This is a genomic window from Mycolicibacterium sediminis (assembly GCF_010731735.1).
GTDB lineage: Bacteria > Actinomycetota > Actinomycetes > Mycobacteriales > Mycobacteriaceae > Mycobacterium > Mycobacterium sediminis.
Genome location: NZ_AP022588.1, coordinates 1,679,041 through 1,704,629, shown reverse-complemented (window position 1 = coordinate 1,704,629; position 25,589 = coordinate 1,679,041). Strand labels below are relative to the sequence as shown.

29 protein-coding genes are annotated in these 25,589 nt (G+C 68.8%); 16 read left to right on the top strand and 13 right to left on the bottom strand.

Features of this window, described 5'->3' with window-relative positions; genetic code table 11:
- Nucleotides 1-13: 13 nt before the first annotated feature.
- Nucleotides 14-940, top strand: a complete 927-nt coding sequence (locus tag G6N64_RS08185; RefSeq protein ID WP_163796443.1) for a class I SAM-dependent methyltransferase — start codon at nt 14-16, stop codon at nt 938-940.
- A gap of 428 nt (nt 941-1,368) precedes the next feature.
- Complete coding sequence (locus G6N64_RS08180) at nt 1,369-1,968, top strand: LysE/ArgO family amino acid transporter (RefSeq protein ID WP_163796442.1); 600 nt, start codon at nt 1,369-1,371, stop codon at nt 1,966-1,968.
- Here G6N64_RS08180 and G6N64_RS08175 read toward each other — a convergent pair.
- Both G6N64_RS08175 and G6N64_RS08170 read right to left on the bottom strand, forming a co-directional pair.
- Nucleotides 1,961-2,182, bottom strand: a complete 222-nt coding sequence (locus tag G6N64_RS08175; protein ID WP_163796441.1) for a hypothetical protein — start codon at nt 2,180-2,182, stop codon at nt 1,961-1,963. The two genes, G6N64_RS08180 and G6N64_RS08175, sit on opposite strands and share 8 nt — an antisense overlap.
- Before the next feature lie 7 nt (nt 2,183-2,189).
- Nucleotides 2,190-2,474 (bottom strand): GlsB/YeaQ/YmgE family stress response membrane protein, encoded by a 285-nt coding sequence (locus tag G6N64_RS08170; RefSeq protein WP_163796440.1) that lies wholly within the window; start codon nt 2,472-2,474, stop codon nt 2,190-2,192.
- A gap of 241 nt (nt 2,475-2,715) precedes the next feature.
- On the opposite strand from G6N64_RS08170, the gene G6N64_RS08165 reads away from it, so the two are divergent.
- Genes G6N64_RS08165 through G6N64_RS08140 form a run of 6 tightly spaced genes read left to right on the top strand, consistent with a single transcriptional unit; the run spans nt 2,716 to nt 6,916 of the window.
- Nucleotides 2,716-3,087, top strand: coding sequence for a heme-binding protein (locus G6N64_RS08165; RefSeq protein WP_163796439.1), 372 nt, complete (start codon nt 2,716-2,718; stop codon nt 3,085-3,087).
- A gap of 55 nt (nt 3,088-3,142) precedes the next feature.
- The gene (locus G6N64_RS08160; protein ID WP_163796438.1) at nt 3,143-4,135 is read left to right on the top strand and encodes an ABC transporter substrate-binding protein; all 993 of its coding nucleotides are present in this window, start codon (nt 3,143-3,145) and stop codon (nt 4,133-4,135) included.
- A 12-nt stretch (nt 4,136-4,147) separates the two neighbouring features.
- The gene (locus tag G6N64_RS08155; RefSeq protein ID WP_163796437.1) at nt 4,148-4,834 is read left to right on the top strand and encodes a queuosine precursor transporter; all 687 of its coding nucleotides are present in this window, start codon (nt 4,148-4,150) and stop codon (nt 4,832-4,834) included.
- 2 nt (nt 4,835-4,836) lie between these two features.
- A complete protein-coding gene (locus G6N64_RS08150) occupies nt 4,837-5,466 on the top strand; it encodes a 5-oxoprolinase subunit B family protein (protein ID WP_163796436.1) in 630 nt (209 codons plus the stop codon).
- Nucleotides 5,467-5,470: 4 nt separating this feature from the next.
- Nucleotides 5,471-6,343, top strand: coding sequence for a 5-oxoprolinase subunit C family protein (locus G6N64_RS08145; RefSeq protein WP_163796435.1), 873 nt, complete (start codon nt 5,471-5,473; stop codon nt 6,341-6,343).
- 27 nt (nt 6,344-6,370) lie between these two features.
- Complete coding sequence (locus G6N64_RS08140; protein WP_163801521.1) at nt 6,371-6,916, top strand: GNAT family N-acetyltransferase; 546 nt, start codon at nt 6,371-6,373, stop codon at nt 6,914-6,916.
- 24 nt (nt 6,917-6,940) lie between these two features.
- On the opposite strand, the gene G6N64_RS08135 is transcribed toward G6N64_RS08140, so the two are convergent.
- Together G6N64_RS08135 and G6N64_RS08130 are read right to left on the bottom strand one after the other, a co-directional pair.
- A complete protein-coding gene (locus G6N64_RS08135; protein ID WP_163796434.1) occupies nt 6,941-8,287 on the bottom strand; it encodes a cytochrome P450 in 1,347 nt (448 codons plus the stop codon).
- A gap of 59 nt (nt 8,288-8,346) precedes the next feature.
- Nucleotides 8,347-8,925: a nucleotidyltransferase family protein gene (locus tag G6N64_RS08130; protein WP_163796433.1), complete on the bottom strand. Its 579-nt coding sequence runs from the start codon at nt 8,923-8,925 to the stop codon at nt 8,347-8,349.
- 18 nt (nt 8,926-8,943) lie between these two features.
- Between G6N64_RS08130 and G6N64_RS08125 the strand changes: the two genes are divergently transcribed.
- From G6N64_RS08125 to G6N64_RS08115, 3 genes are all read left to right on the top strand, one after another.
- A complete protein-coding gene (locus G6N64_RS08125; RefSeq protein WP_163796432.1) occupies nt 8,944-9,711 on the top strand; it encodes an endonuclease/exonuclease/phosphatase family protein in 768 nt (255 codons plus the stop codon).
- Between the two features lie 130 nt (nt 9,712-9,841).
- Nucleotides 9,842-10,984, top strand: a complete 1,143-nt coding sequence (locus tag G6N64_RS08120) for a uroporphyrinogen-III synthase (RefSeq protein WP_163796431.1) — start codon at nt 9,842-9,844, stop codon at nt 10,982-10,984.
- Nucleotides 10,981-11,664, top strand: coding sequence for a sirohydrochlorin chelatase (locus G6N64_RS08115; RefSeq protein ID WP_163796430.1), 684 nt, complete (start codon nt 10,981-10,983; stop codon nt 11,662-11,664). The genes G6N64_RS08120 and G6N64_RS08115 overlap by 4 nt, the downstream gene beginning before the upstream one ends.
- Before the next feature lie 88 nt (nt 11,665-11,752).
- Here the strand turns inward: G6N64_RS08115 and nirD are convergent, their stop codons facing one another.
- Together nirD and nirB are read right to left on the bottom strand one after the other, a co-directional pair.
- Nucleotides 11,753-12,106 carry a nitrite reductase small subunit NirD gene (nirD, locus tag G6N64_RS08110; protein WP_163796429.1) on the bottom strand — a complete coding sequence of 118 codons (354 nt, stop codon included), beginning with the start codon at nt 12,104-12,106 and terminating at the stop codon, nt 11,753-11,755.
- An 11-nt stretch (nt 12,107-12,117) separates the two neighbouring features.
- Nucleotides 12,118-14,664: a nitrite reductase large subunit NirB gene (gene nirB / locus G6N64_RS08105; protein WP_163796428.1), complete on the bottom strand. Its 2,547-nt coding sequence runs from the start codon at nt 14,662-14,664 to the stop codon at nt 12,118-12,120.
- A 183-nt stretch (nt 14,665-14,847) separates the two neighbouring features.
- Between nirB and G6N64_RS08100 the strand changes: the two genes are divergently transcribed.
- Nucleotides 14,848-15,417 (top strand): YdcF family protein, encoded by a 570-nt coding sequence (locus G6N64_RS08100; protein ID WP_163796427.1) that lies wholly within the window; start codon nt 14,848-14,850, stop codon nt 15,415-15,417.
- 13 nt (nt 15,418-15,430) lie between these two features.
- Here G6N64_RS08100 and G6N64_RS08095 read toward each other — a convergent pair whose 3' ends face one another.
- Nucleotides 15,431-16,201, bottom strand: coding sequence for an isocitrate lyase/PEP mutase family protein (locus G6N64_RS08095; protein ID WP_163796426.1), 771 nt, complete (start codon nt 16,199-16,201; stop codon nt 15,431-15,433).
- Between the two features lie 113 nt (nt 16,202-16,314).
- Between G6N64_RS08095 and G6N64_RS08090 the strand changes: the two genes are divergently transcribed.
- From G6N64_RS08090 to G6N64_RS08075, 4 genes are read left to right on the top strand one after another with little or no spacing between them, the layout of a single operon-like run.
- Nucleotides 16,315-16,620 carry an Rv0250c family protein gene (locus G6N64_RS08090; protein ID WP_163796425.1) on the top strand — a complete coding sequence of 102 codons (306 nt, stop codon included), beginning with the start codon at nt 16,315-16,317 and terminating at the stop codon, nt 16,618-16,620.
- Nucleotides 16,621-16,668: 48 nt separating this feature from the next.
- Complete coding sequence (locus G6N64_RS08085; RefSeq protein ID WP_163796424.1) at nt 16,669-17,505, top strand: succinate dehydrogenase subunit SdhC; 837 nt, start codon at nt 16,669-16,671, stop codon at nt 17,503-17,505.
- 34 nt (nt 17,506-17,539) lie between these two features.
- On the top strand, nt 17,540-19,474 hold the full coding sequence (locus tag G6N64_RS08080; protein ID WP_163796423.1) for a fumarate reductase/succinate dehydrogenase flavoprotein subunit: 1,935 nt from the start codon (nt 17,540-17,542) through the stop codon (nt 19,472-19,474).
- Nucleotides 19,475-19,477: 3 nt separating this feature from the next.
- Nucleotides 19,478-20,230, top strand: coding sequence for a succinate dehydrogenase/fumarate reductase iron-sulfur subunit (locus tag G6N64_RS08075; RefSeq protein ID WP_163796422.1), 753 nt, complete (start codon nt 19,478-19,480; stop codon nt 20,228-20,230).
- 3 nt (nt 20,231-20,233) lie between these two features.
- Here G6N64_RS08075 and G6N64_RS08070 read toward each other — a convergent pair whose 3' ends face one another.
- Genes G6N64_RS08070 through G6N64_RS08045 form a run of 6 tightly spaced genes read right to left on the bottom strand, consistent with a single transcriptional unit; the run spans nt 20,234 to nt 25,588 of the window.
- Complete coding sequence (locus tag G6N64_RS08070) at nt 20,234-21,067, bottom strand: hypothetical protein (protein WP_163796421.1); 834 nt, start codon at nt 21,065-21,067, stop codon at nt 20,234-20,236.
- Complete coding sequence (locus G6N64_RS08065) at nt 21,064-22,065, bottom strand: hypothetical protein (RefSeq protein WP_163796420.1); 1,002 nt, start codon at nt 22,063-22,065, stop codon at nt 21,064-21,066. The genes G6N64_RS08070 and G6N64_RS08065 overlap by 4 nt, the downstream gene beginning before the upstream one ends.
- Nucleotides 22,062-23,093, bottom strand: coding sequence for a vWA domain-containing protein (locus tag G6N64_RS08060; RefSeq protein ID WP_163796419.1), 1,032 nt, complete (start codon nt 23,091-23,093; stop codon nt 22,062-22,064). Before G6N64_RS08060 ends, G6N64_RS08065 begins: the two co-directional genes overlap by 4 nt.
- On the bottom strand, nt 23,090-24,223 hold the full coding sequence (locus G6N64_RS08055; RefSeq protein WP_163796418.1) for a hypothetical protein: 1,134 nt from the start codon (nt 24,221-24,223) through the stop codon (nt 23,090-23,092). Before G6N64_RS08055 ends, G6N64_RS08060 begins: the two co-directional genes overlap by 4 nt.
- Nucleotides 24,214-24,696 carry a hypothetical protein gene (locus tag G6N64_RS08050; protein ID WP_246231034.1) on the bottom strand — a complete coding sequence of 161 codons (483 nt, stop codon included), beginning with the start codon at nt 24,694-24,696 and terminating at the stop codon, nt 24,214-24,216. The genes G6N64_RS08055 and G6N64_RS08050 overlap by 10 nt, the downstream gene beginning before the upstream one ends.
- Nucleotides 24,689-25,588 carry a DUF58 domain-containing protein gene (locus G6N64_RS08045; protein ID WP_163796416.1) on the bottom strand — a complete coding sequence of 300 codons (900 nt, stop codon included), beginning with the start codon at nt 25,586-25,588 and terminating at the stop codon, nt 24,689-24,691. The genes G6N64_RS08050 and G6N64_RS08045 overlap by 8 nt, the downstream gene beginning before the upstream one ends.
- Between the last annotated feature and the right edge of the window lies 1 nt (nt 25,589).

The following is a 25,589-nucleotide window of genomic DNA, read 5'->3' as shown; positions in this document are numbered from 1 at the left end:
AGAGGACGCAACCATGGCACGCACCGATCACGACAGTTGGGACCTGGCATCCAGCGTGGGCGCCACCGCCACCGGGGTCGCCGCCGGCCGCGCGCTGGCAGCGCGTGGACCCGAGCCCCTACTCGATGACCCCTACGCCGAACTGTTGGTTCGCGCCGTTGGCCTGGACGCCTTCACCCGCATGATCAGCGAGGACGCCGACGAGGTCGCCGCCGACCCGGTCTTCAACCGTCAGCAGATGGCCGAACAGGTCACCGTGCGCACCCGGTTCTTCGACGACTTCTTCCTTCGGGCCGGAGCCGCCGGCATCCGGCAGGCCGTGATCCTGGCCAGCGGCCTGGACACCCGCGCCTACCGGCTGCCCTGGCCGGCCGGCACGGTGGTCTACGAAATCGACCAGCCTCAGGTCATCGAATTCAAGACCCGCGCGCTCGCCGAGCTGGGTGCCACCCCGACCGCCGACCGTCGCACCGTCGGCATCGACCTGCGCGCGGACTGGTCCACCGCCCTGCGCAAGCGGGGCTTCAACCCCGACCAACCCACGGCGTGGAGCGCCGAGGGGCTGCTGATCTATCTGCCGTCGGAGGCTCAGGACCGCCTCTTCGACGACATCACCGCGTTCAGTGCCCCCGGCAGCACGCTGTCCACCGAACACGTTCCCGATCTCAGCATCCTCGCCGACGACGACCGCATGGCCGACTTCGCCCAGCGTTGGCAGCGCTACGGCATGGCAGACCAATGGACCGACCTCGTCTACCAAGGTGAGCGCGCCCAGGTGCCCGCTTACCTGAGCGGCGCCGGCTGGCACGTCACCGCCCGAAGCACCGTAGACCTTTACGCCGCCAACGGTTTCGCCCTGCCCGACCACGAGATGATGACCGAACTCGCCGACCTGACTTACATCAGCGCGGTGCTGTCGGACCCGACACCCGGCCGCTGACCGGGTCGGCGTCCCCCTCGCGCACGAGCCGCACCACGGCAGGTGCTCGACGACGACGTTCATAGAACGCGGTCAGAATGAGGACGGGAACGATGCGGTGACCGCCGCGCCCGCCTACACCCCACGGCCCCCTCGGGTAGCAGCCGGCGTTTGACGACGTTTTACTCGTACAGCCGCTACGGGCCCGGCTGTTCAAGGGGTTGAGCGAAGCTCGTGTCGCAGCTTGCCGCGAGGCGTCGAAGCACTCGGTAGCTGACGCCAAGCTCCTTGCCAATCGAGCGCCCAGACTTCTTCTCGACGTCGTGCGAACGTGGTCTCCCTACACGAAGCGCCCTCATTCCGGCCGCCCCCATTTGGTTAAGCAGTGCTAACGCGTCCGAAGAATCATTAGCTGTACTGCACCGTCGCCGAGCCCTAGCGTCGACGCCGTGACCTCACCACTGCTCGTCGGGTTCCTCGCCTCGAGCGCCCTCATCGCAGCCATCGGGGCCCAGAACGCGTTCGTCCTGCGCCAGGGCATCCGCGGCGAGCACGTGGTGCCCGTCGTCCTGCTCTGCATGGGTGCGGACATGCTGCTGATCACCGCCGGCATCGCCGGGGTGGGAGCCCTGGTGAGCGCCCACCCGAGCGTCATGTCAGTCGCGCGATTCGGTGGGGCCGCGTTCCTCATCGGCTACGGACTGCTCGCGGCGCGTCGTGCACTGCGCCCCGCCGTACTGACGCCCTCGGACGCGGCGCCAGCCCGGCTGGGTGCGGTGCTGCTGACCGCCGCCGCGCTGACGTTCTTGAACCCGCACGTATACCTGGACACCGTGGTGCTCCTCGGCGCGCTCGCCAATCAGCAGGGTGGTGGGCGGTGGCTGTTCGGGATCGGCGCGATGACGGCGAGCGCCGTCTGGTTCGTCACGCTCGGCTTCGGGGCCCGACGACTGGCCGGCGTCTTCGCGACGCCGAGGACGTGGCGCATCCTCGACGGCGTGATAGCCGCGACGATGGTCGTGCTCGGCGTCTCGCTCGCGCTCACCTGATGGCGTGCGTGTTGTCCAACTCGTGCTTGCCCTTGCGGGTGCGGCGCTCGAGGAAACCGGACGCCTTGGCGAGCGCCCTCGACACCTTGGTGTGCTGACCGTCGTTGCGACGCTGCAGGAATCGACTCAGGCGCGAGAGCACGAACGCCAGGACGGGAACCAGCAGGACGGTCAGGAGCCAACGCCGAACCGGGGAACTCAGGAGTGCGAGCACGTGCGGGTCACCGGCCGATCTTGGACGAGTTGCGCTTGCCGGTGATCCCCAGGTACCCGGCGATCATTATGATCGCCACGATGATTCCGACGAGGAACGGAATGATCTTGAAGCCGCCGTTCTGGTTCGAGTATCCGAGCTTGTACGCCACCCAGGTGCCCAGGAACGAACCGATCGCACCGAGGAGCACCGTCATGACGACGCCGATGTTCTGCTTGCCCGGCATGATCAGCCGTGCCAATCCGCCCACGATGAGGCCGACGACGATGGCGCCGATGATTGTTCCGATCATGATGTGTCCTTTGTTCACTCGGTCTGAAGCTGCGGCACGTATGTACCCGAAACGGCGACCCTCAATCCGCGTCTGCATCCGATTCACGGGTTAGCGACGACGCGCACCTGGGTAGCCGGGGTCGACGCGGACGTCACTCACGGCAGCGGCACCGCAGGCCTCAGGTGTCGAGCAGGCGCACCCCAGGACCGCGCGGGGTTGCCAACGTCCCGTCCCACCCACCACCGAAGGAGTACGACAGATGACCCGCACCACCCTCGTGTCCGCCCTCGGCGGGCTGGTCGCCGCGACGATCGCCATGGCGCCCGGCGCCTCGGCGCAACCCGATCCGTGCAGCCCCGACGCCATCAGGGGCACCGTCGACTCGGCCACCAGCCAGGCTCAGGGCTACCTCGACACCCATCCCGGCGCCGACCAGGCGGTGACTGCGGCCAAGGGCCAACCGCGGCCGGTCGCCGAGGCGAACCTGCGCGGATACTTCACCGCCAATCCCCAGGAGTACTACGACCTACGCGGGATCCTGGCGCCCATCGGCGACACGCAGCGGCAGTGCAACGTGACGGTGCTGCCTCCCGAGCTGGCGTCGGCCTACGACACGTTCATGGCGGGCTGACCGCAGCAATCCCGATCGCCGACTTCGACCTCGGTTAGCCATTACGCTCGGCCGCGTGCCCCACATCTGGTCGCGCAGGGCGTTCCTGGGCCGGTCACTGGTCCTGTCCGCCGGTGCCGCGGCGTTCGCCGCCGGTTGCAGTCCCGACAAACCAGGCGCCGTCGCCGATGACGGCTCGGTGACCGTCACCCACGTGTTCGGCGAGACCAAGATCCCCGGCCCGCCCACGCGGGTCGTCAGCGCCGGGTTCACCGAGCAGGACGACCTCCTCGCGCTCGGGGTCGTACCCATCGCCGTGACGGAGTGGTTCGGCGGCCAACCCTTCGCCACCTGGCCGTGGGCGCAGCCCAAGCTCGGGCCCGCCCAGCCCGTGGTGCTCAGCCTCGCCGACGGCATTCAGGTGGACCAGATCGCCTCGCTCAAGCCGGATCTCATCGTCGCGGTCAACGCCGGCCTGGACGCCGACACCTACACCCGGCTCTCCGCGATCGCACCCACCATCGCGCAGTCCGGCGCGGACGCCTTCTTCGAACCGTGGAAGACCCAGGCCGAGGTCATCGGCCAGGCGACGTTCAAGGTCGACGACATGCGCGCGCTCGTCACCGGCGTCGACGACGGCCTCGCGAAGGCGAAGACCGACAACCCCTCGCTTGCCGACAAGTCGGTGTACGTGGTGGGCGGCACGCTGTCCAGGGACCGCGCCGTCGTCACCCCGGCGGGCCCGCGGACCGAATACCTCACCCAGATGGGTCTGAAGATCCCCGACGGCCTCGGCGAGTACGTCGACGGCAGCAGCGCCTACCTTCCGCGCGACCGCTGGGCAGCCGTGCTCGATCAGGCCGACGCGCTGATCTGGACGACCGAGAACGACGCCGAGACCGCGGCACTGCTCGCCGACCCGACGTTCGCGGAACTCAAGGCGACCAGGACCAACCGCAACGTCCTCACCGACAGGGAGCTGGCGGGCGCCATCGCCTTCGGCACCGTGCTGTCCTACCCGGTGGTCGCGGACAGGTTGCCGCCGATGCTGGCCAAAGTGCTCGCCTGACACAATGTCCGGGTGACAGACGCCCTCGCGGACACCGACGAGCCCAGTTTCGCCAAGGTGGGCTCGGCCTACTACCCGGTGCTCGTCGCCGTGTTCACTGCGCTCGTCATCATCTCCAACGTCACCGCCACCAAGGGCGTCGCGTTCGGTCCGATCCTCACCGACGGCGGGTTCATCGTGTTCCCGCTGACCTACGTCATCGGCGACGTGCTGTCGGAGGTGTACGGCTTCAAGGCGGCCCGGCGGGCGATCATCCTCGGCTTCTCGATGAACGTGCTGGCGGCGCTGGCGTTCTGGGTGACGGTCTACCTGCCGGCCGCGGACTTCTACGAGAACCAGGCGGCGCTCGAGAACGTCGTGGGGGCCTACACCCAGCTCATCGTGGCGGGTCTCGCGGGCTTCATCGTCGGCCAGACGCTCAACGCGTGGGTCGTCGTGGCGATCAAGCAGCGCACCAAGGAGAAGCACCTGTGGGCACGGCTGGTCGGGTCGACGTTCGCCGGCCAACTCGGTGACACGCTGGTGTTCTGCGCCATCGCCGCGAGCGCCATCGGCATCACGACGTTCCGGGACTTCGCCGTCTACACCGCGCTCGGCTGGCTGTACAAGACCGCGATCGAGGTGGTGATGCTGCCGATCACCTACCGCGTCATCGGCCACATCAAGCAACGCGAACCGACCTACCAGCCCGCGGTCTGACGATGTCGGCCCTCGGCACCGTGCACGACTACGGGGAGCGCGCGCTGCTCCTGGAGTTCGACGGCATCGCCGAGGTGTTGGCGTGGACCGCCGCCGTGCGCCGGGCCGATCTGCCCGGTGTCCTCGACGTCGTGCCCGCCGCGCGAACCGTGCTCGTCGAACTGGCCTCGACCGCCGACGTCGAGCCCCTCCGGCGGCGACTGGCGACGCTGCCCGTCGACCCCGCCGACGCACGGTCGGGCGGCGACGGTGCCGACGTGGTGCTCGACGTCGTCTACGACGGACCCGACCTCGACGAGGTGGCCCGGCTGACCGGCCTCTCCGTCGACGACGTCGTCACGGCCCACACCGCCACGACGATGCGCGTCGGCTTCGGGGGCTTCGCGCCGGGGTTCGCCTACCTCGTCGGGGGCGACACCCGCCTGCACGTGCCCCGCCGGGCAGAGCCGCGCACCAGGGTCCCGGCGGGCTCGGTGGGGCTGGCCGGCGAGTTCAGCGGCGTCTACCCGCGTGAGACGCCGGGCGGGTGGCAGCTGATCGGACGATGCGACGCGACCCTCTGGGACGTCGACCGCTCGCCGCCCGCGCTGCTCGAGCCGGGTGCGCGGGTCCGGTTCCAGGCGATCGGCTAGAGCGGTGGTCACGCTGGAGATCCTCGCGACCGGGCCGTTGGCCCTGGTGCAGGACCTCGGCCGGCCGGGCTACGCGCACCTCGGCGTCACCCGGTCCGGCGCCGCCGACCGGCGCTCACACGCCCTGGCCAATCGGCTCGTCGCGAACCCCGATGACCGGGCCACCGTCGAGGTCACCCTCGGAGGGTTCGCCGTCCGCGTCCGCGGAGGTGACGCCACCATCGCCGTCACCGGGGCCGACGCGCGTCCATCGGTCGACGGAACGCCGTTCGGCAACAACGGTGTTCAGCATGTGCACGACGGGCAGGTGGTGACGCTCGACGTGCCGGTGACCGGACTGCGCACCTACGTCGCCGTACGGGGTGGCGTCGACGTCGCTCCGGTCCTCGGGTCGCGCAGTCACGACGTCCTGTCCGCCATCGGGCCCCGACCACTGCACGCCGGTGACGAACTTCCGGTCGGCGAGCACACCGCCGACTACCCCGAACTCGACCAGGCGCCCGTCGCCCCGATCGGCTCGGGCGTCCTCGACCTGCACGTGGTCCCCGGGCCCCGTGACGACTGGTTGGCCGATCCCGACCTGCTCGTCGCCACCGAGTGGACCGTCTCGGATCGGAGCGACCGCGTCGGGATGCGTATGACCGGCGAGCCGATGCCCGCACGGTGGCCCGACCGTCAACTGCCCAGCGAAGGCGCCGTCCGCGGAGCAATCCAGATGCCACCCAACGGGTTACCCGTGATCCTCGGTCCCGACCATCCCGTGACTGGCGGCTATCCGGTGATCGGTGCGCTGACCGAGTCGGCCGTCGACGACGCCGCCCAGCTGCGACCCGGCCGGCGCGTCCGCTTCCACTGGGCGCGGGCGCGCACCCGGTAGGTCCGTCACTTCGGTAGCCCGCCGGTGATAGAACAGGGTGTGCACACCGCGCGCCTGGTTCATACGTCCGACCTCGACGCCGAGACCCGTGACGGCGCCCGCCGGATGATCGTCGAGGCGTTCGCCGGCGACTTCACCGACGCCGACTGGCAGCACGCCCTCGGCGGCATGCACGCGCTGATCTTCGATCACGGCGCGCTGATCGCCCATGGGGCCGTTGTCCAGCGGCAGATGCTGCATGGCGACTCGACGCTGCGCTGCGGCTACCTCGAGGCCGTGGCGGTCCGGGAGGACTGTCGGGGGCGCGGCCTCGCGACGGCCGTCATGGACGCACTGGAGCAGGTGGTGCGCGGCGCGTATCACCTGGGCGCGCTGAGCGCCTCGGAGGACGGCAAGCCCCTCTACGCGGGACGCGGCTGGCTGCCATGGGGCGGCACCACGTCGACGCTGAGCCCGACCGGCGTCACCCGCACCCCCGAGGACGACGGCGCCATCTTCGTCCTTCCCGTCACCGTCGACCTCGACACCTCGGGTGAACTCACCTGCGATTGGCGCGACGGCGACGTGTGGTGAGCCGCAACGACGTTCGCGTCACCGCTACGGCCGAGCCGTCACGGGTGCGACGTCGAACTCGACGCCGTACTGGTTGAACGTCATCGGCAGCGGCCGACCGGGATACGGCCGCATGGACGAACGAAGCGTCAACCGCAGGCGCGACATCAAGTTCGCCAGCATGGTGCTGGTCGTCAGCATCACGACGTCACGCCCCGGGCACTCCCCCGGGCCGTCGCTGAACGGGATCAGCTGCGGGTACTCCTGCGCCCGCCCGTCGACCCAGACCTGCGGTTCGAATTCGTCGGCGAACGGCACGAGGTCGGCGTCGCGGTGGAACGCCGGCGCGGCGATCAAGACGGCGGCGCCACTTTCGACGCGGAAGCGCTCTGCGCCAGTGCCCCATTCGGTGTCGGCGATCATGTCCCGCAGCACTGCGGGCGTCGTCGGCCACAGGCGGATCGACTCCAGCACGCAGCCGCGCAGGTACGGGCGCACGGCGGGGGCGGAGGGGTCGCCGATCTCGGCAGTCGCCGCGGCGCGCTGCTCGGGATGAGTGGTCAGGAGTGCCAGCGCACGGATCGTGGCCATGCCCGCGGCGTCGTAGGCGAACAGCCACTGCGGCACCTGGCCGACGGGGTCGACGCCCGCCCGCGCCGGGATCTCGGCGAGCGCGCCGAGCAGGCTGTTCGGGTCGGGCGCCTCTGCGTACGCGTGCAGACGCTCCGTGAACCGGTCCCGTCGCCACGGGTGCGGCAGGCCCGCGAAGGACCAGTTCCCGGACGCCCGGAGCCGGCGCAGCTGGTCGGTGATCGCGGAGTCGTCGCGTGCGGCGTCACCGAGCACGACGCGCCTCACGACGCGCCACCACGCGGTCTCGAACTCCGCGGCCGTCAGGCGCCGGCCGGCCAGTGCCGACTCGGCGAGAGCTTCTGCCTCCTCGGCGACCACCTCCGTGATCGCGGGGGCGATCCGGTTCAGGGCCAGTCCGGTGTCGAGCGCCGCCTCGTTCAGTGCCCGTCGTTCCGCCCTGATCGCGCCGCGGCTGATCAGCACGCCACGCGGCTGGAACGGCCGCAGCGCCTGACGCTTCTCGCGGTTCGCGGGGTGGAAGGGGTCGGGCGTCTCGGCCAGGACGCGACCGACGTCCTCGGGATCGGTGATCACCAGCACGCGCCGGACCGGCAGCACCAGCTCGACGGGGCCGCGGCCGAACTCCGCCCGCAACGCCCGCATCCGTCGCAGCGCGCGACCATCGGCCTGCACCTTCTCGAGCACCGCCACCACGGGCTTGCGCCGCAGGATCACTCCCGCGGCCACCGACGCCAGGCCGAGATCGGCCAGGGTCGCGAGCGCCCGCGCCCCGGTGAGCTGGGGTCGCCGTACCGTCACTTCCGTCGTCGTCGCCACGGTCGAACCCGGTACCCGCGGGCGAGGCGGACAAACAACCGTCACGCGGTGGGGGTGATGCCCAACCGATCCGCGAGGAACAGCAGCGCCGCCGCGAAGTCGTTGTCCTTCGTCACCTCGCGCAGCCGCGGCCAGTCGACCTGTTCGCGGACGGCGCGCAACCGCGGCAGCAGCGGCTCGAAGTCGCAGTGGTGCTCGGTGAGTGCCAGCAACTTCTGCGTGAGCGCGGTCGTCGGAGAAAGCACCCGCATCGGAATCGCGAGCACGTCGTAGGTCTGCGACCCCTCTATCAGCGCGGCGTCGACGGGGACGCCGTTCACGCGGTGCAGGACGTCGACCAGTGCCCCGTTCCAGTAGGCCTTGAGCAGCCAGGACTCCAGCGGCCGCTCCACCGTGAACCCGGCACGGGTCAGGGTCTCGGCCACCGCATCGGCGTCGGACCCCTCGACCACCAGGTCGACGTCGTGCAGCGGTTCCGGGGCGCCGTGCACCCAGAGCGCGTAGCTGCCCGCCAGCGCGAACGGTCTGCCCTCCGCGGCCAGCGCGGACGCCGCCCGACGGAGCGCCTCCCGTAGTCCGGACCACGGATCCTGCTCGGGAGTTGGCTCGATGTGCGTCATGGTGGGTATCAAGTACCCATGCGGATGGCGACCTTCAACATTCTGCACGGCCGAAACCTCGACGACGGAGTGGACGTGGCCCGGTTCGCCCGGGTGATCGAAGACCTCGACGTCGACGTGCTGGCCCTGCAGGAGGTCGACCGCGAGCAGCCCCGGTCGGGCATGGCGGACCTCACCGCGGTCGCCGCCGAGGCGATGGGTGCCCGGTCGCACCGCTTCGTCGCCGCCATGTCCGGCGTTCCGGGAGCGACGTGGATGGCCGCCACGGGTGGGGAGAGTCCGGACTCCGCCGCCTACGGAATCGCCCTGCTGTCGCGGTATCCGGCCACGACCTGGCAGACCGCCCGGTTGCCCCGCATCCCCATCAAGGTTCCGGTGTACATCCCGGGAACCCGCAGGATCATCATCGTCGACGAGGAACCGCGATCGGTGATCATCGGCGCGTTCGAGACTCCTCTCGGCCCGCTCGTGGTCGGCAACGCCCACCTGTCCTTCGTGCCCGGCTGGAACCGCCGGCAACTGCGGCGGGTGATCGACGACATGCGGCGCTGCCCCGGCCCGCACGTGCTCACCGGCGACCTCAACATGACGCCGGCCGCGGTGCGCCGCTGGTCGCGGCTGCGCCCGCTGGCCGATGCGCTGACGTTCCCCGCCCACGGGCCCACCCGCCAGCTCGATCACATGCTGACCGACGATCCGGGCCTCGTCGTCACCGGAGTCCATGCTCCCGAGGTGCCGCTCTCGGACCACCGTCCCCTGGTCGTCGACCTGGAGCGTCGGTCGTGACCGCACCTCACACCCGCCCGGCGCATGCGGTGAGCCCATGTTCACGGCCGGGTCACCGGCTCCCGGTGGTGACATGCCACGGCAACGGCTGCGTAACAGCTCCGCAACACGATGTCTCTTCACTTGGGTCATGACTGAGCCGGGCGGGGCGCCACTGACGGGTTTCCGCGTGGCCGTGACCTCGGCACGACGTTCCGAGGAGCTGGCGACGCTGCTGCGCCGCCGCGGTGCCGCCGTGACCTGCGCCGCAGCGATCGCCATGGTGCCACTGCCCGACGACGACGAGCTGCGCCGGCACACGGAGGCGCTCATCGCGTCGGCCCCGGACATCGTGATCGCGACCACCGGCATCGGCCTCCGTGGCTGGATGGCCGCAGCCGACGGGTGGGGTCTGGCCGCCGACCTCACCGAGGCGCTGTCTGGTGCGCGGATCGTCTCGAGGGGACCCAAGGCCACCGGCGCGCTGCGGGCGGCCGGCTTGCCCGAGGAGTGGTCGCCGGATTCGGAGTCGTCGCGCGAGGTACTGCAGTACCTGCTCGAGGGCGGCATCTCCGGCCTCCGGATCGCCGTCCAGCTGCACGGCGCCACCGACGACTGGGATCCGTTCCCGGAGTTCATCGACGAGTTGCGTGCCGCGGGCGCCGACGTCGTCCCGATCCGCGTGTACCGCTGGCATCCCGCGCCGCACGGCGGTGCGTTCGACCAGCTGGTGCTCGACATCGGCGATCGCAAGTTCGACGCGGTGAGCTTCACCGCCGCACCTGCCGTCGCGTCGGTCCTGATGCGGGCCGCCGAACTCGGCGTCGAGGCAGACGTGCTGTCCGCGCTGCGCAGCGAGGTGCACGCGATGTGCGTCGGCCCGGTCACCGCGCGCCCCCTCGTCCGCCTCGGCGTGCCGACGTCGTCTCCCGAGCGGATGCGGCTCGGCGCCCTGGCCCGACACATCACCGACGAACTCCCGATCCTGCAGTCCCGCATGGTTCAGGTCGCCGGGCACACCCTCGAGATCCGCGGCACCTGCGTCCTCGTCGACGGCGTGGTCAAGGAACTGTCGCCCGCGTCCATGGCGACCGTCCGCGCGCTCGCCACCCGGCCGGGCGCCGTCGTCTCGCGCGTCGACCTGCTGCGGGCGCTACCCGGTAGCGGCAGCGACACCCATGCCGTCGAGACCGCGGTGCTGCGACTGCGAACGGCGCTGGGAGACAGGCAGATCGTCTCGACCGTCGTGAAGCGCGGCTACCGCCTGGCCGTCGACGACCCGGGCGCGGCATGATCCCCATCCTGGTGGCACACGGCACCCGCAAGCCCGGCGGCGTCGCGATGATCGCCGACCTCGCCGAGCGCGTCGGCCCGCTGCTCGGGACCCCCGTCCGCACGGCGTTCGTCGACGTCGTCGGGCCGACGCCGTCGGACGTACTGGCCGACGTCGCCGGTACCCCAGCGGTCCTGGTGCCCGCGTTCCTGGCGCGCGGCTATCACGTCCGCGTCGACATCCCCGCACACGTCGAGGCCTGCGGGCATGCCGACGTCACCGTCACCGAGGCGCTCGGACCCGCACCGCAGCTGATCCACGTGCTGTCCGACCGGCTGCTCGAGTGCGGTTGGCGGCCGGGCGATTCCGTCGTCCTGGCGGCCGCCGGCACCTCCGACGCCGGCGCGCTGCGGGATCTGCGCATCACCGCGGCGATGCTCTCGGCCGCACTCGGCGATCGGGTGGAGTTGGCGTACGCGGCGACCGGCGAACCGCGCGTGGCCGAGGCGGTGACCGCCCTGCGCGACGCCGGCGCGCGCCGGGTCGTCGTCGCGTCCTACCTGCTGGCGGACGGGCTGTTCCAGGACCGGCTGCGGGAGTCGGGTGCCGACGCCGTCGCCGATCCGCTCGGTGCGCATCCCGGCGTTCTGCGCCTGATCGCCAACCGGTTTCGCCGGGCGCAGGTGGCGACTGCGGCGTAGTGCTGGGGTCGCGCCGCGACTGTGGGCCCTATGTACGTGTTTCGGCGAATTTGCGTACGTAAGCCCCACACTCGTCGAGGAGCGTGGGCTAGGCGCTGATCTCGACCACGCCGGCCGCCGTCACGCGGGTGCGGTACACCGGCAGCGCCACGTCCGGCGCGTCGAGGCACTGCCCGTCCGCCAGCGCGAACGCCTGCTTCTTGATGGGCGTCTGCACGCAGGGCCGGCCCGACCGGTCGCCGACGATGCCGCGCGACATCACCGCCGCGCCGGAGAACGGGTCGACGTTGCCGACGGCGTGCAGCGTGCCGTCGTCGAGACGGAACAGCGCCACCTGTCGACCGTCCGGCAGCAGCACGCCTACCCCGCGGCACGGGATCAGACGGTCGTACGGGCAGGCGGCGATCCAGACGTCGACGCGGTGGTCGTCTAGCAGTGTCACGAGAACTCCTGTCAGCTCGGCAGTTTGGGCATGCCGATGGGTACCTTGCGGCCGGATCGCCGTTCGAACTCGATGGTGGGGTCGGCCTCCTCGGGCGCGTTGACGAACGACACGAACCGCGACAGCTTGTCCGGATCGTCGAGGACGCCCTTCCACTCGCATGCGTAGCCGTCGACGTGTCGCTCGACGGCCGCCTCGAACTCGGTCGCTAGGCCCAGGGAGTCGTGCACCACGACGTCGCGCAGGTGGTCCATGCCGCCGTCCAGCGCCTCGACCCACGGGGCGGTGCGTTGCAGTCGGTCCGCCGTGCGCAGGTAGAACATCAGGAACCGGTCGACGTAGCGGACCAGCGTCTCGTCGTCGAGGTCACCGGCCAGCAGTTCGGCGTGCCGTGGCGTCATGCCGCCGTTGCCGCCGACGTAGAGGTTCCAGCCGGTCTCGGTGGCGATCACCCCGACGTCCTTGCCGCGGGCCTCGGCGCACTCACGGGCACATCCGGAGACGCCCATCTTGATCTTGTGGGGCGCGCGCAGGCCGCGGTAGCGCAGCTCCAGGTCGATCGCCATCTGCACGGAGTCCTGCTGCCCGTAGCGGCACCAGTCGCTGCCCACGCAGCTCTTCACCGTCCGCAGCGACTTGCCGTACGCCTGACCGGATTCCATGCCGCCGTCGACGAGTCGGCGCCAGATCTCGGGCAGCTGGTCGACGGTCGCGCCGAACATGTCGATGCGCTGACCGCCGGTGATCTTGGTGTAGAGGCCGAAGTCCCGTGCCACCTCGCCGATCAGGATGAGCTGCTCGGCGGTGATGTCGCCACCGGGCACCCGCGGCACCACCGAGTAGCTGCCGTTCTTCTGGATGTTGGCCAAGAAGTGGTCGTTGCTGTCCTGCAGCGACGCCTGCTCACCGTCGAGGACGTGCTCCGAACTGGTGGATGCCAGGATCGAAGCGACGGTGGGTTTGCAGATGTCGCAACCCTTCCCGGTGCCGAACTTCTCGATCAGCCCTGAGAACGTGCGGATCTCGGTGGCGGCGACGATCTCGAACATCTCCGCGCGCGACTGACTGAAGTGTTCGCAGAGTGACGTCGACTGCTCGACCCCCTCCGCCTCCAGCAGCTGCTTCAGCAGCGGGACGCACGATCCACACGAGGTACCGGCGAGAGTGCACTTCTTGAGGTCGGCCACGTCGGTGCAGCCACCGCAGATGGCGTCCTTGAGATCGCCCTTCGTGACGTTGTTGCACGAGCAGATCTGGGCGATGTCCGGCAGTGATCCGACGCCGAGGCCGGACGAACCACCCTCTGCGGCAGGCGCGATCAGCGACAGCGGATCACCCGGCAGTTCGCTGGCCACCATCGGGCGCAGCACGCCGTACGCCGACGCGTCGCCGACGAGGATTCCGCCGAGCAGCGTCTTGGCGTCGTCGGAGAGCACCAGCTTCGCGTAGGTCTGCTTGACCGGGTCGTTGACGACGACGTCGAGGCAGTTGGGGGTCCGCCCGTGGGCGTCACCGAAGCTGGCGACGTCGACGCCGAACAGCTTGAGCTTGGTGGACATGTCGGCCTCGCCGAACTCCGCCTCACCGCCGAGCAGCCGGTCCGCGACGACCTCGGCGCTGGTGTAGCCGGGCCCGACCAGCCCGTAGCACCGGCCGTCGATGGCCGCCACCTCACCGATCGCGTAGACGTTCGGATCGCTGGTGACGCATGACCTGTCGGTGAGCACGCCGCCGCGCTGGGCCACGTCGAGACCGGCGTGGCGGGCCAGTTCGTCGCGGGGACGCACCCCGGCGGCGAAGACGACCAGGCCGGCGTCGATGGTGCTGCCGTCGTTCAGCGTCACCCGGACGGAATCGTCGTCCTGGGACTTGCGCAGCGGCTTGTTCTTCTGGATCGGCTGGATGCTCTCGGTGCTGACGCCGGTGTGCACCTCGATGCCGAGGCCGCGGACCATCCGGTTCAGCAGTGCCCCGCCCGCGCCGTCGAGCTGGGCGGCCATCAGGTGCGGTGACATCTCGAGCACCTGCGTCGACAAACCGAAGGCGCGCAACGCGTTCGCCGCCTCGAGACCGAGGAGCCCGCCGCCGATCACGACGCCGACCGGTGACTTCGACCCGCCGGCGGCCACCGCTGCCGCGCGGATCGCATCGAGGTCGTCGAGCGTGCGGTAGACGTGACACTGCGGCAGGTCGTGTCCGGGCACCGGTGGGACGAAGGCGTAGGAGCCGGTAGCGAGGACCAGCGCGTCATAGGGGACGCGACGACCCAGCGCCGTGGTGACGGTGCGTCCGGCCCGGTCGATGCGGGTGACGGCGTCGCGCAGGATCAGCTCGACGTGGTCGTCGCCGGCGTAGCCGTTGCCGGGCAGCGCCAACCGGGACCGGTCCCAGTGCTCGGTGTACCCGGTGAGTCCCACGCGGTCGTAGGCGGCGTCGGCCTCCTCGGCCAGGACGACGACGTGCCACTGGTCTGCGTCGTCGCGCGCCCGCAGAGCCTCGACGAAGCGGTGTCCGACCATGCCGTGGCCGATGACCACGACGCGTTTCGATGCGCGCATGACCAGAACGTAGGGACCCGACGTTGCAGCCATGTCGCGTCGTGTGACACGACCATCACGGTGTCCTCACCGCCCACGGCCGGTACTCGTGAGCCGTCCCGGCGCCTCAGCGGTAACAGCGGTCCCGTCGTGATCGATGACAACTGCAGACACCACACGCCTCGCTAGACCCATGGAGAACACATGCGCTGGAAGTCCGCAGCGGCCGCCGCCGTCCTCGCCGTCGCGACGCTGTTCGCCGGCGCAGCCCCCGCAGGCGCGCCCGCCACGGCCGCCGCCCAGCCGGCGGGCAAGGACTTCAGCAAGCCGGCCATCGTGATCCTCGGGTACGGCCTGACCCCGCAGGGCGCGATGCGGCCCATCCTCTACACCCGCGTCCTCACGGGCCTCGCCGTCGCCCAGAGCTATCCGCAGGCACCGGTGATCGTCACCGGCGGCAACGCACGCAACGGCCAGACCGAGGCGGGGGCCATGGCGAACACGCTGATGATGCTGGGCATGCCCGCCAGCCGGATCATCGTCGAGGACCGCGCGAACAGCACCGTGCAGAACGCCCAGTTCTCCGTCCCGCTGGCCAAGAAGGCCGGCGCCACCGGCATCATCCTGGTGACCTCGTCGACCCACCAGGGCCGGGCCGATCAGAACTTCGCGGACGCCGGCGGCAACGTGCTGGCCACGGTCAGCTTCCCCGACGGCGATCCGGGCACCAACATCACCCAGCTGGTGCGCGACGTGATGAGCCCGATGACCTGAGGCGCGCCGGCTGCTACTGCCAGCGACCGAGGATCTCCTTCGCGCGGACGGCGAGTGCGCCCTGCCAGAACGGCCCGAAGCTGATGCGGCCCACGCCGAGCGGCCCGAACGACGCGGGATCGTCCTGATCGGGCTGTGCGATCGCGTTGACCGGGAGCGGCAGCTCGGCCACCAGCCGCCGGTACGTCTCGTCGTCGTGCCGACCCACCGGGTAGAGGCTGTCGGCGCCGGCGTCGGCCGCCAGCTTGAGTCGGGACACCGCGCGGTCGAAGCGGTCGGCCTCGTCGCCGTCCTGACGTAGGAAGAGGTCCGTGCGGGCGTTGAGCACCACGTGCACGTCGGCGGCGTCGGCCGCCCTGCGGAGGTCGCCGATGAGTGCCGCGTGCTCCTCGGCCGAGCGGATGCGCTTGCCCTCCTTGTGCACGGTGTCCTCCACGTTGAGCCCCACCGCGCCCACCGAGAGCAACCCCTCGATGATCCGCTGAGCCGGCTCGCCGTACCCGGACTCGACGTCGACCGACAGCGGGACGTCGACCGCACCGGTGATCTGCGCGACGCGCGCGAGGAGGTCGTCGAACGACATGCCCTCGCCGTCCTCCTTGCCGATCGAGTCGGCCACGGGATGACTGCCGACCGTCAGCGCGCTGAAGCCGGCGTCGACCGCGAGCTTCGCCGACCAGGCGTCCCACACCGTCGGCAGCACCACCGGCGTGCCCGGCACGTGCAGGGCCAGCAACGTGGCCGCGCGGTCCTTCAAGGCTGGCGTGAATTGCTGCTCCGGCACCTTGTCTCCTTCGATCAGTAACGTGACTCGTGTCACTCCGAACGGGGTGATGTGGCTAGCATCGCTTGCGTAATGTGATTCAAGACACCCTTCAGCCCAAGGAGGTCATCTCGTTGTCCACGACCACTGAACTCGACCAGCTCCACGAACTGATCAGCGGCATGCGCCGCTGCGTCACCTCGCTCGCATCACGCTACGGGGATACGCCGGCGATGCGCCGCATCGTCAACGACGCGGAGCGCATCCTCAACGACATCGATCGGCTCGACATCGATGCCGAGGAGTTGGATCTATCTCGCGGGGTAGTACACACCCATCATCACGTCGGCGAGAAGATCGGCATCCCGGATACGCAGTACGCCAGCGACTTCTGGCAGGACGTGGACGACGAGGGGCCCCTCACGTCACCCTTCGACTGACACCCAAGGTCCCCCGGGACGCATTCGAACTACAGTGAGGCACAGCACGTGAGCGCACCCACCGATGACCGCAAGGGCACCGGCGTCTTCTCCTCGACGCGCGCGCAGATCCCGGAGCGCACGCTTCGCACCGACCAGTGGTGGCGCTCGCCGATCGTCACCGACCTCGGGTTCGCCGCATTCGTCATCTACGCGACGGTGCGGGCGTTCATGCGCGACGACTTCTTCGTCGAGAAGTACCACTACCTGACGCCGTTCTACTCTCCCTGTCTGAGCAAGGCGTGCGGCGAGGCCAGTGAGTTCTGGCCGCAATTCCTCCCGACCTCGGGCCCGTTCTCGCTGCTGCCGTACGCGCTGCTGTCATTGCCCTTCCTGCTGCTGTTCCGGATCACCTGCTACTACTACCGGGGCGCCTACTACCGCTCCGTGTGGCAGTCGCCGACGGCCTGCGGCGTAGCCGAGCCGCGTGCCCACTACACCGGCGAGACACGCTTCCCGCTGATCCTGCAGAACCTGCACCGCTACTTCTTCTACATCGCGGCGATCATCTCGCTGATCAACACCTGGGACGCGATCAAGGCGTTCCACTCCGAGGACGGCCCCGGCGGTTTCGGCTTCGGTCTCGGCAACGTCATCCTGGTCGTCAACGTCGTGATGCTGTGGGTGTACACGCTGTCCTGCCACACCTGCCGCCACGTCGTGGGCGGGCGGATGAAGCACTTCTCCAAGCATCCGATCCGGTACTGGTTCTGGACCAAGGTGAGTGTCCTGAACACCCGGCACAAGCTGTACGCGTGGATCACCCTCGGCACGTTGATGCTGACCGACTTCTACGTGATGCTGGTTGCCAGCGGCACGATTTCCGACCTCAGATTCATTGGCTGACAACTCAATACAAGATCAAGCGAGGATGTAACAGATGGCTTCGGATGAAGCTCAGGTGGAGCGGCACTCCTACGACGTCGTCGTGATCGGCGCCGGCGGTGCGGGTCTTCGTGCGGTGATCGAGGCGCGCGAGCGCGGACTCCGCGTCGCGGTGGTCACCAAGTCGCTGTTCGGCAAGGCCCACACCGTGATGGCCGAGGGCGGCTGCGCGGCGGCGATGCGCAACGTCAACACGAAGGACTCCTGGCAGGTCCACTTCGGCGACACCATGCGCGGCGGCAAGTTCCTCAACAACTGGCGGATGGCGGAACTGCACGCGCAGGAAGCTCCGGACCGGGTCTGGGAACTCGAGACCTACGGCGCGCTATTCGACCGCACCAAGGACGGCAAGATCAGCCAGCGCAACTTCGGCGGGCACACCTACCCCCGCCTCGCGCACGTCGGCGACCGCACCGGACTCGAGATCATCCGCACCCTGCAGCAGAAGATCGTCTCGCTGCAGCAGGAGGACTTCAAGGAACTCGGGGACTACGACGCCCGCATCCGGGTGTTCCACGAGTGCTCGGTCACCGACCTGATCAAGGACGGCGACCGCATCGCCGGCGCCTTCGGCTACTACCGCGAGACCGGCAAGTTCGTCGTGTTCGAGGCGCCCGCGATCGTGCTGGCCACCGGCGGCATCGGCAAGTCCTTCAAGGTGTCGTCGAACTCGTGGGAGTACACCGGCGACGGCCACGCGCTCGCGCTGCGCGCTGGCTCGGGTCTGATCAACATGGAGTTCATCCAGTTCCACCCGACCGGCATGGTCTGGCCGCTGTCCGTGAAGGGCATCCTGGTCACCGAGGGCGTGCGCGGTGACGGTGGCGTGTTGAAGAACTCCGAGGGCAAGCGGTTCATGTTCGACTACATCCCCGACGTCTTCAAGGGGCAGTACGCCGAGACGCCCGAGGAAGCCGATCAGTGGCTCAGGGACAACGACTCCGCACGTCGCACGCCCGACCTGCTGCCCCGTGACGAGGTGGCGCGCGCCATCAACACCGAGGTGAAGGAAGGCCGCGGCACCCCACACGGCGGCGTCTACCTCGACATCGCCTCACGCATGCCCGCCGAGGAGATCAAGCGCCGTCTGCCGTCGATGTACCACCAGTTCATCGAGCTGGCGGAGGTCGACATCACGAAGGACGAGATGGAGGTCGGGCCGACCTGCCACTACGTCATGGGCGGCATCGAGGTCGACCCCGACAGCGGCGGCGCGGCCACCCCCGGCCTGTTCGCCGCAGGCGAGTGCTCGGGCGGCATGCACGGTTCCAACCGCCTCGGCGGCAACTCGCTGTCGGACCTCCTCGTCTTCGGCCGACGCGCCGGGATGGGCGCCGCGGACTACGTGCGGTCGCTGTCGTCGGACCGGCCCACGGTCACCGACGACCACATCGAGGCTGCGACGACGCTGGCGCTGGTGCCGTTCGAGCGCAAGGAGAACCCCGAGAACCCGTACACGCTGCACGCGGAACTCCAGCAGTCGATGAACGACCTCGCGGGCATCATCCGCAAGGAGGACGAACTGCAGGAAGTCCTCGCCAAGATCGACGAACTCAAGCAGCGCTACCTGAACGTCACCGTCGAGGGCGGCCGGGTCTTCAACCCCGGCTGGCACCTCGCGATCGACATGCGAAACATGCTGCTGGTCAGCGAGTGCGTCGCCAAGGCGGCGCTGCAACGCACCGAGAGCCGCGGCGGCCACACCCGCGACGACTTCCCGCAGATGGACAACAAGTGGCGCAACGCGCTGCTGGTCTGCAAGACGGTCAACGACGGCGTGGGAACCGAAGCGGTCGCACCCGAGGTGACCGTCACCCGCGAGGAGCAGACGCCCATGCGGCCGGACCTGCTCGAGGTCTTCGAGCTGTCCGAACTCGAGAAGTACTACACCGACGAAGAACTGCACGACCATCCGCAACGGAAGGGCTGAACCATGGCGGCATACGACGCGAGCCTGCGAGTCTGGCGCGGAGACGACACCGGCGGCGAACTGAAGGACTACACCGTCGAGGTGAACGACGGCGAGGTGGTGCTCGACATCATCCACCGCCTGCAGGCCACCCAGGCGGGCGACCTCGCCGTGCGGTGGAACTGCAAGGCGGGCAAGTGCGGATCATGCTCGGCGGAGATCAACGGTCGGCCGCGCCTGCTGTGCATGACGCGGATGTCGACGTTCGGCGAGGACGAAACCGTGACGGTGACGCCGCTGCGGACATTCCCCGTCATGCGCGACCTCGTCACCGACGTCTCGTTCAACTACGAGAAGGCGCGCGAGATCCCGTCGTTCACACCACCCAAGGACCTGCAGCCCGGTGAGTACCGGATGCAGCAGGAGGACGTGAACCGCAGCCAGGAGTTCCGGAAGTGCATCGAGTGCTTCCTGTGCCAGAACGTCTGCCACGTCGTGCGCGACCACGAGGAGAACAAGGAGAACTTCTCCGGGCCTCGTTACCTGATGCGGATGACGGAGCTTGACATGCATCCGCTCGACACGCACGCCCACCGCGCGGAGGAAGCTCAGGACGAGCACGGGCTCGGCTACTGCAACATCACCAAGTGCTGCACCGAGGTGTGTCCCGAGCACATCAAGATCACCGACAACGCGCTGATCCCGATGAAGGAGCGCGTCGCCGACCGCAAGTACGACCCGGTCGTGTGGCTCGGCAACAAGCTCTTCAGGCGCTAGCCGTCAGATGTCGTAGACGCGGCGGACGACCGTCCGGAACAATTCGACGCCTGCGTCCTTGACGGACTTGGAGCACAGGACGTTGACGATCATGCCTCGAACCAGCCCGTAGTAGTCGCACGAATCCTCGGGATCATCCCTCTGCGTCACCGCGAAGGAATCGCTGGCCATCGAACTCGGTGCGTCGGCAAGGCTCTGCTCGAACGGCTCCGTCGTCGACTCGATGACCTGTCCGTTCTGAGAGACCGTATAGGTCACCTGCGCGCTCTGGCAGCGTGTGAACCAGTCCCGGAACACTCGCAGACTGACCGGGTCCTCCGCGGGGAACACGGACACGAAGAACCCGCCGGAATCCTCGGCGTTACCGCCCGGGTCGTCCACCGGGTACATGCTCAAGTCGACCGGGTATCGCCCATACCGGGTGGTGTCACGGCGATCGAGATTGTGCTCGATCTGCTCTAGGGGGTCCTTGCCGCATTCCGGCGGAGTGACCGTCTTGTCGTAGTCCTTGGCGGGGTCGATGTTCAGGTTGAGGGTCGACTTGCTGTAGTCCGTGTCGGTGTAGCCCGGCGGGTAGAGCGTCCTGGGCTTGATTCCATTCTTGATCACGGTCGGGGGTTCGTCGCTGAGCAGCGGCTTGTCCACGATCTCGAAGCGCGGCGTGGCAGGAGTGATCGGCTCGGGCTTCGCCGCCCACAGCATCGTGCCGCCGAGGAGCACGACGACGAGCGCGACGATGCCGCCGATGATCAACCAGCGCTTGGTGATTCGGCGAGGCGCTTTGGTCGGGGGTGTCTCGAACGACCAGCCGTCGCCCGGGCCGATTTGCGGGTTCATGGCAACGGCCCCGACGTCGAGCAGAGCGCTGCCGCGAGGTCACCGAGCGGAGTCCCGTCCGTGGTGCAGAAGCTGGGTGCATTCGGGTCCGCCTCGACCGGGCCCGGGAACTGCGGTCCGTCGTCGGTCTCGCCGCCCTGCTCACCGGGCACGGAGCCCGAACCTCCCTGCGACGGTCCCTGGCCGCCGCCCTGCGACTGCTGCGGCTGCTGCGGCTGCTGCGGCGTCGACTGGCCCGACCCCTGAGCGACCTTCGCGGCCCGTTCCTTGTCTCGCACGGTGATGCAGTCCCGCATCGCCGAGTCGTCTTCCTCGTACGGGCAGGGCTTGATGGTCACCGTCTGCGGCGGCGGCGGTGGCAGGATCGTGCCCCCGGGCGCCTTGATGTAGTCGAACCCCTCGGGCGTCTGGGTGATGTATCCGGCCTTCAGCGACGCCAGCTTGGCGTTCAGCCGGTCCGGAGTCTGAATGACGAAGTCTCGCACCACCGGAGAGCTGGCCGGCGTCGTCGAGAAGCATTCCCTGTCGTCGAGGGCCGCCGTGGATGCCGGCTCGAGCAACGCAAGCGCCCGAATGAAGTTGCCCTGTCGCAGTTCGGAGTCACTGACGGTCTCCGAGGTGATCGCGAAGTTCGCCCGAGGTGGACACGAGTCGGGCTCCGCCCGATGCGCAGCCGTGAACTCCTCGAGTGCGGTCGGAAGGTCGCGTTCGAGCATCGCCAGATCGCCGGCCGCGAGGCGTTCTCGGAAGCCACGACCGATGTTCCCCATGCCGATCCACCCGAGTGTCGATGCCATGGCCGCCTGATCCTGCGCTGCGAACTGCGCGGGTAGCCGATTTCCGAGGATGCCGACGCTGGCCAGCTTGAACGCCAGCAGCGACAGCAGCAGCAGTCCGGGGATGGACCACAGGAGCAGTCTGCGCCGGAGGCGAAGCCGGCCCGGGCGGACCACGGGCGGCGCCTCGTCCTCGGTTCTCTCCGCCAGCGTTCGCGTCATGACCGGACTCCTCCGTTGCGGCGCCGAATCCAATGCCGCGCAAGACCGTACAGCTCCACTCCGAACAAGGCGGCGGCGATTCCGGCGAACAGCCAGTAGTACTCGATCCGATTCGGGTGCGGGACGTCTGGGGTGACGTCGAAGACCGGGGCGGCCACCGGCACGTCCGTCACCAGTGCGTCGGCGGGCAGGCTGCCCTCCTCGCGGTGGAGATAGGGCACGTCGATGCTGTCGGCCGCAGCCTCGAGTGCGGTTGCGTTGAGCTCGTAGTGGGTGGTCTCCGAGTCGAACGAGTACTTCCCGTCCTGATGCTCGACGTCGGCGCCCTCCTCCGTGCCGTAACCGAGCACCGCACCCCCGGACACCAGACCCTTCGGAACGTCGAGCGCGCCCGAGTCCGAGTCGCTGCTGCCACCCAGGACGTAGACCACGTTCGCCGCACCCGGATACTCCTGGGCGCCGCGGTTCAACTGCTCGGACAGCACGGAACCCGGCGCGGCGACGTCGACGCCGGTCTCGCCTTCGTACTGGGCGTCCACACCGCCGTAGGGGGTGAACTGCGCGAGGAACGGGATGAGGCTCCAGGTGTCCGGCGACAGCGGCCACTCCACGCGCGCGGAGTCGCCGTAGGAGACCAGCCCGAACCGTGCGGTCGGGTGCGCGCCGAGGATCGTCTGCAGATCGGCCCTGACACCCTCCAGTCGCGTCTTGGATCCGTCGAAGTCCTTCGCGTCGAGTGCCAGTGATCGATCCACCACGAGGAAGACGTTCATGTTGGCTTCCTCTGCGAGGTCCGCCAGCCGCGGTGGCCGCTCCGCGTCCGACTCGTCTCCGGGGCGCGTGGCCGCCGTTCCCAGGCACAGGACGGCGAGAACCGCCATCGCGAACCGGAACCACGTCCGACGATCGGGTCGGCGGCCCCGACGGCGGCTGACGGCAACCAGGGCGCCCACACGGAGGAGGATCGCTATCACGACGAGCACGACGATCAGCCAGATCGGGAACACCGGAGCGAGAGTCACATTCACAGCCGCATCCCCCACCTCAGCGCCGCCAGTGCGATCGACGCGACCAGCGCGAGCTGTAGCAGGAGGTCCGGGACGTCCCAGTCGAACGGCAACGCCGCCGACTGCTGCACCTGGTCGAGCGCAGACGGAGGTGGGTTGTCCAGAATCTTCTCGACGGCCTTCGAAATTTCCTCCTGCTGCTTGTCGGCCTTTCCTCGGTCTGCGGCCTCCTCGGAACTGAGCTGCGTGTACTCGATGTGCTGGCCACCCGTGTCACCGACCAACTTCTCGACGAACCCGAGTGGCTGGGTGCTCATCTCGGGTACGACCGCGTTGACCTGGATGCCCGCCGTCTTCACGGTGTCCTCAAGGGTCGCCTTGGAGAACAACGGTGTAGCCGCCGGTGGAGTAAAGGAAAAGGTGTAGGTGCCCGGGTCGTCCGGCAATTCGGCGTCACCGAAGTACAGGATCATCCGGCCTCGACCGTTGTCCGAACCGACGGCCGGCAACCCCGTGGCACACATCGCCAGGGTGTCCAGCACCGTAGGCGTGAAGGCCGGCGGGCCGCTGCCGTAAGCCGGCGCTTTCGCTTCAAAGTAGCCGAGCCGGTCGACGTAGTCGTAGCCGTTCTTCGGCGCGTCGACCTCCTTCATCACGCCGACGATCTCCCCGAAGCGTTCGGCCACCCATTCCCGGTCAGCGGTCATGGGGAACGCGCGGTAGAGCGAGTTGGTCATGCCGATTCGCTGGTTCCCGAACGTCTCCACGATGCCGCCGAGCGTCTCGAACAAGGGACGCAAGTCGCTGAGAGTACCGCCGTACAACGACGAGCCCGGGCCGAAGCACAGCATGATGTCGACGTGCGGGGTGTTCGTGTCGTCCGCCCTCGGATCGTAGGTCCAGGTCGGCCGCGCGGTCGCCCCGATCAGGGCTGCGGTGGCCACGATGGACACCACCAGAGCCGCGGCGGACACCCGCTCGTGTAGGCGCAGCGCCCGTTGATACTCGGGGAGGGACGTCAGCCGGTACGACCGGGCCAACAGCGGCAGTTCACCCTGCCACCCGTGGCGTGTCCGCTTGATCGCGAGGAAGCCGACGACCCCGATGGCGACGACGACGAGGACCAGCAGCAGCGGCCATCTCAGGTCCACGTCGCCACCGCCGTCCGTGCGGCATCGACGACGGCTGGCACCGTGCGTGGGTCGACCTCGTTGAACTGGCCCGGATACGCCATCAGCAGGACGTTCAGCGCGGCCGGTGACAACGGACTGTTCGCGACGTCCGTCGCAGTCATCTCACGGGCCTGATATCCGGTGCGGAACCTGACGTACAGACGAAAGACTCGACTGATGTCGTGGAACGCGTCGCGCGTCGTCACGAGTCCGTCGCGATGCGATCGCTCGATCCCGTTCAACGTACGAATGAACTTGAACCGCAGCACCTTGAACGTCACGGTGCGGATGACGGGGATCCCGCGAAGGACGTCCACCGGCAACGTCCACACCCATACTCCCGCGATCCACGCCGCGATGAGGAGGACGACGAACAGCGCACTCACCACCCACCACGCGGAGTACGTCAGGGGGCCGAAGAGGTAGTCGACGTAGTTGGCGTCCTCAGGCACGTCGACCCTCCTGCTGCGCGAGCGCAGTGAGAGCCGGACCGACATCCCGAATCGACGCGATTCGCACGCACGGACTGCCGAGGCGCGCCGTGAACTGTTGCCACTGAGCATGTCTGGCAGCTTCGGCGCGACGGTAGGCGTCGAGGACCTTCGCACCCAGCAGCGGCGGGGCCACCAGCGCTCGAGCGGTGCTGACGTCTATGACCTCGTCGGCGCCGTCGGGACGACCGATGACGTCGAGGTCCTCGACGAGGATCCAATGGATGGCGTTGCGCGAACGGACCGCCATGGCGGCCTGCTCCAACTCGGGCGTCACCTCTGGTTGGTCGCAGACGACGTACACGGCATAGCGCTTGTCGAGGTTGGCCGCGACGAACTCGAGCTGCTTCACCACGTTCGAGGGGGTGCCGATCTCGATGTCGGCGTCGTTCACGAGGTTCAGCACCTGCTCGAGGTGATCCTCGCCCATCTTGCCGGGCTCGATGGACGAGCCGCGCTCGTCGCCGTAGACGAGGCTGATCTTGTCCGACTGTGCACACGCGACGAGGCCGACGGCACCGAGTGCGTAGACCGCCAGTTCGCGCTTGCGTTCCCCGCTCGGTGCGAGCGCCAGCATGTTCGCCCCGACGTCGGCGACGAGGAGGAACTCCTGCGCCTTCTCGGCGACGTAGCGGCGTACCACCAGATGCGTGTTGCGTGCCGACGCCCGCCAGTCGATGTCGCGGACGTCGTCGCCGGCGACGTACTCACGCAAGTCCACGAAGTCGTCGCTACGGCCGAACTGCAATGACGTGTGTCCGCCTTCGAGGACCTTGCGGGATCGCATCCGCATCCCGACCGATCGCGGATCGAAGTCGAGTTGGGTGCGGACCCGATTGAGAATCTCTCCCATG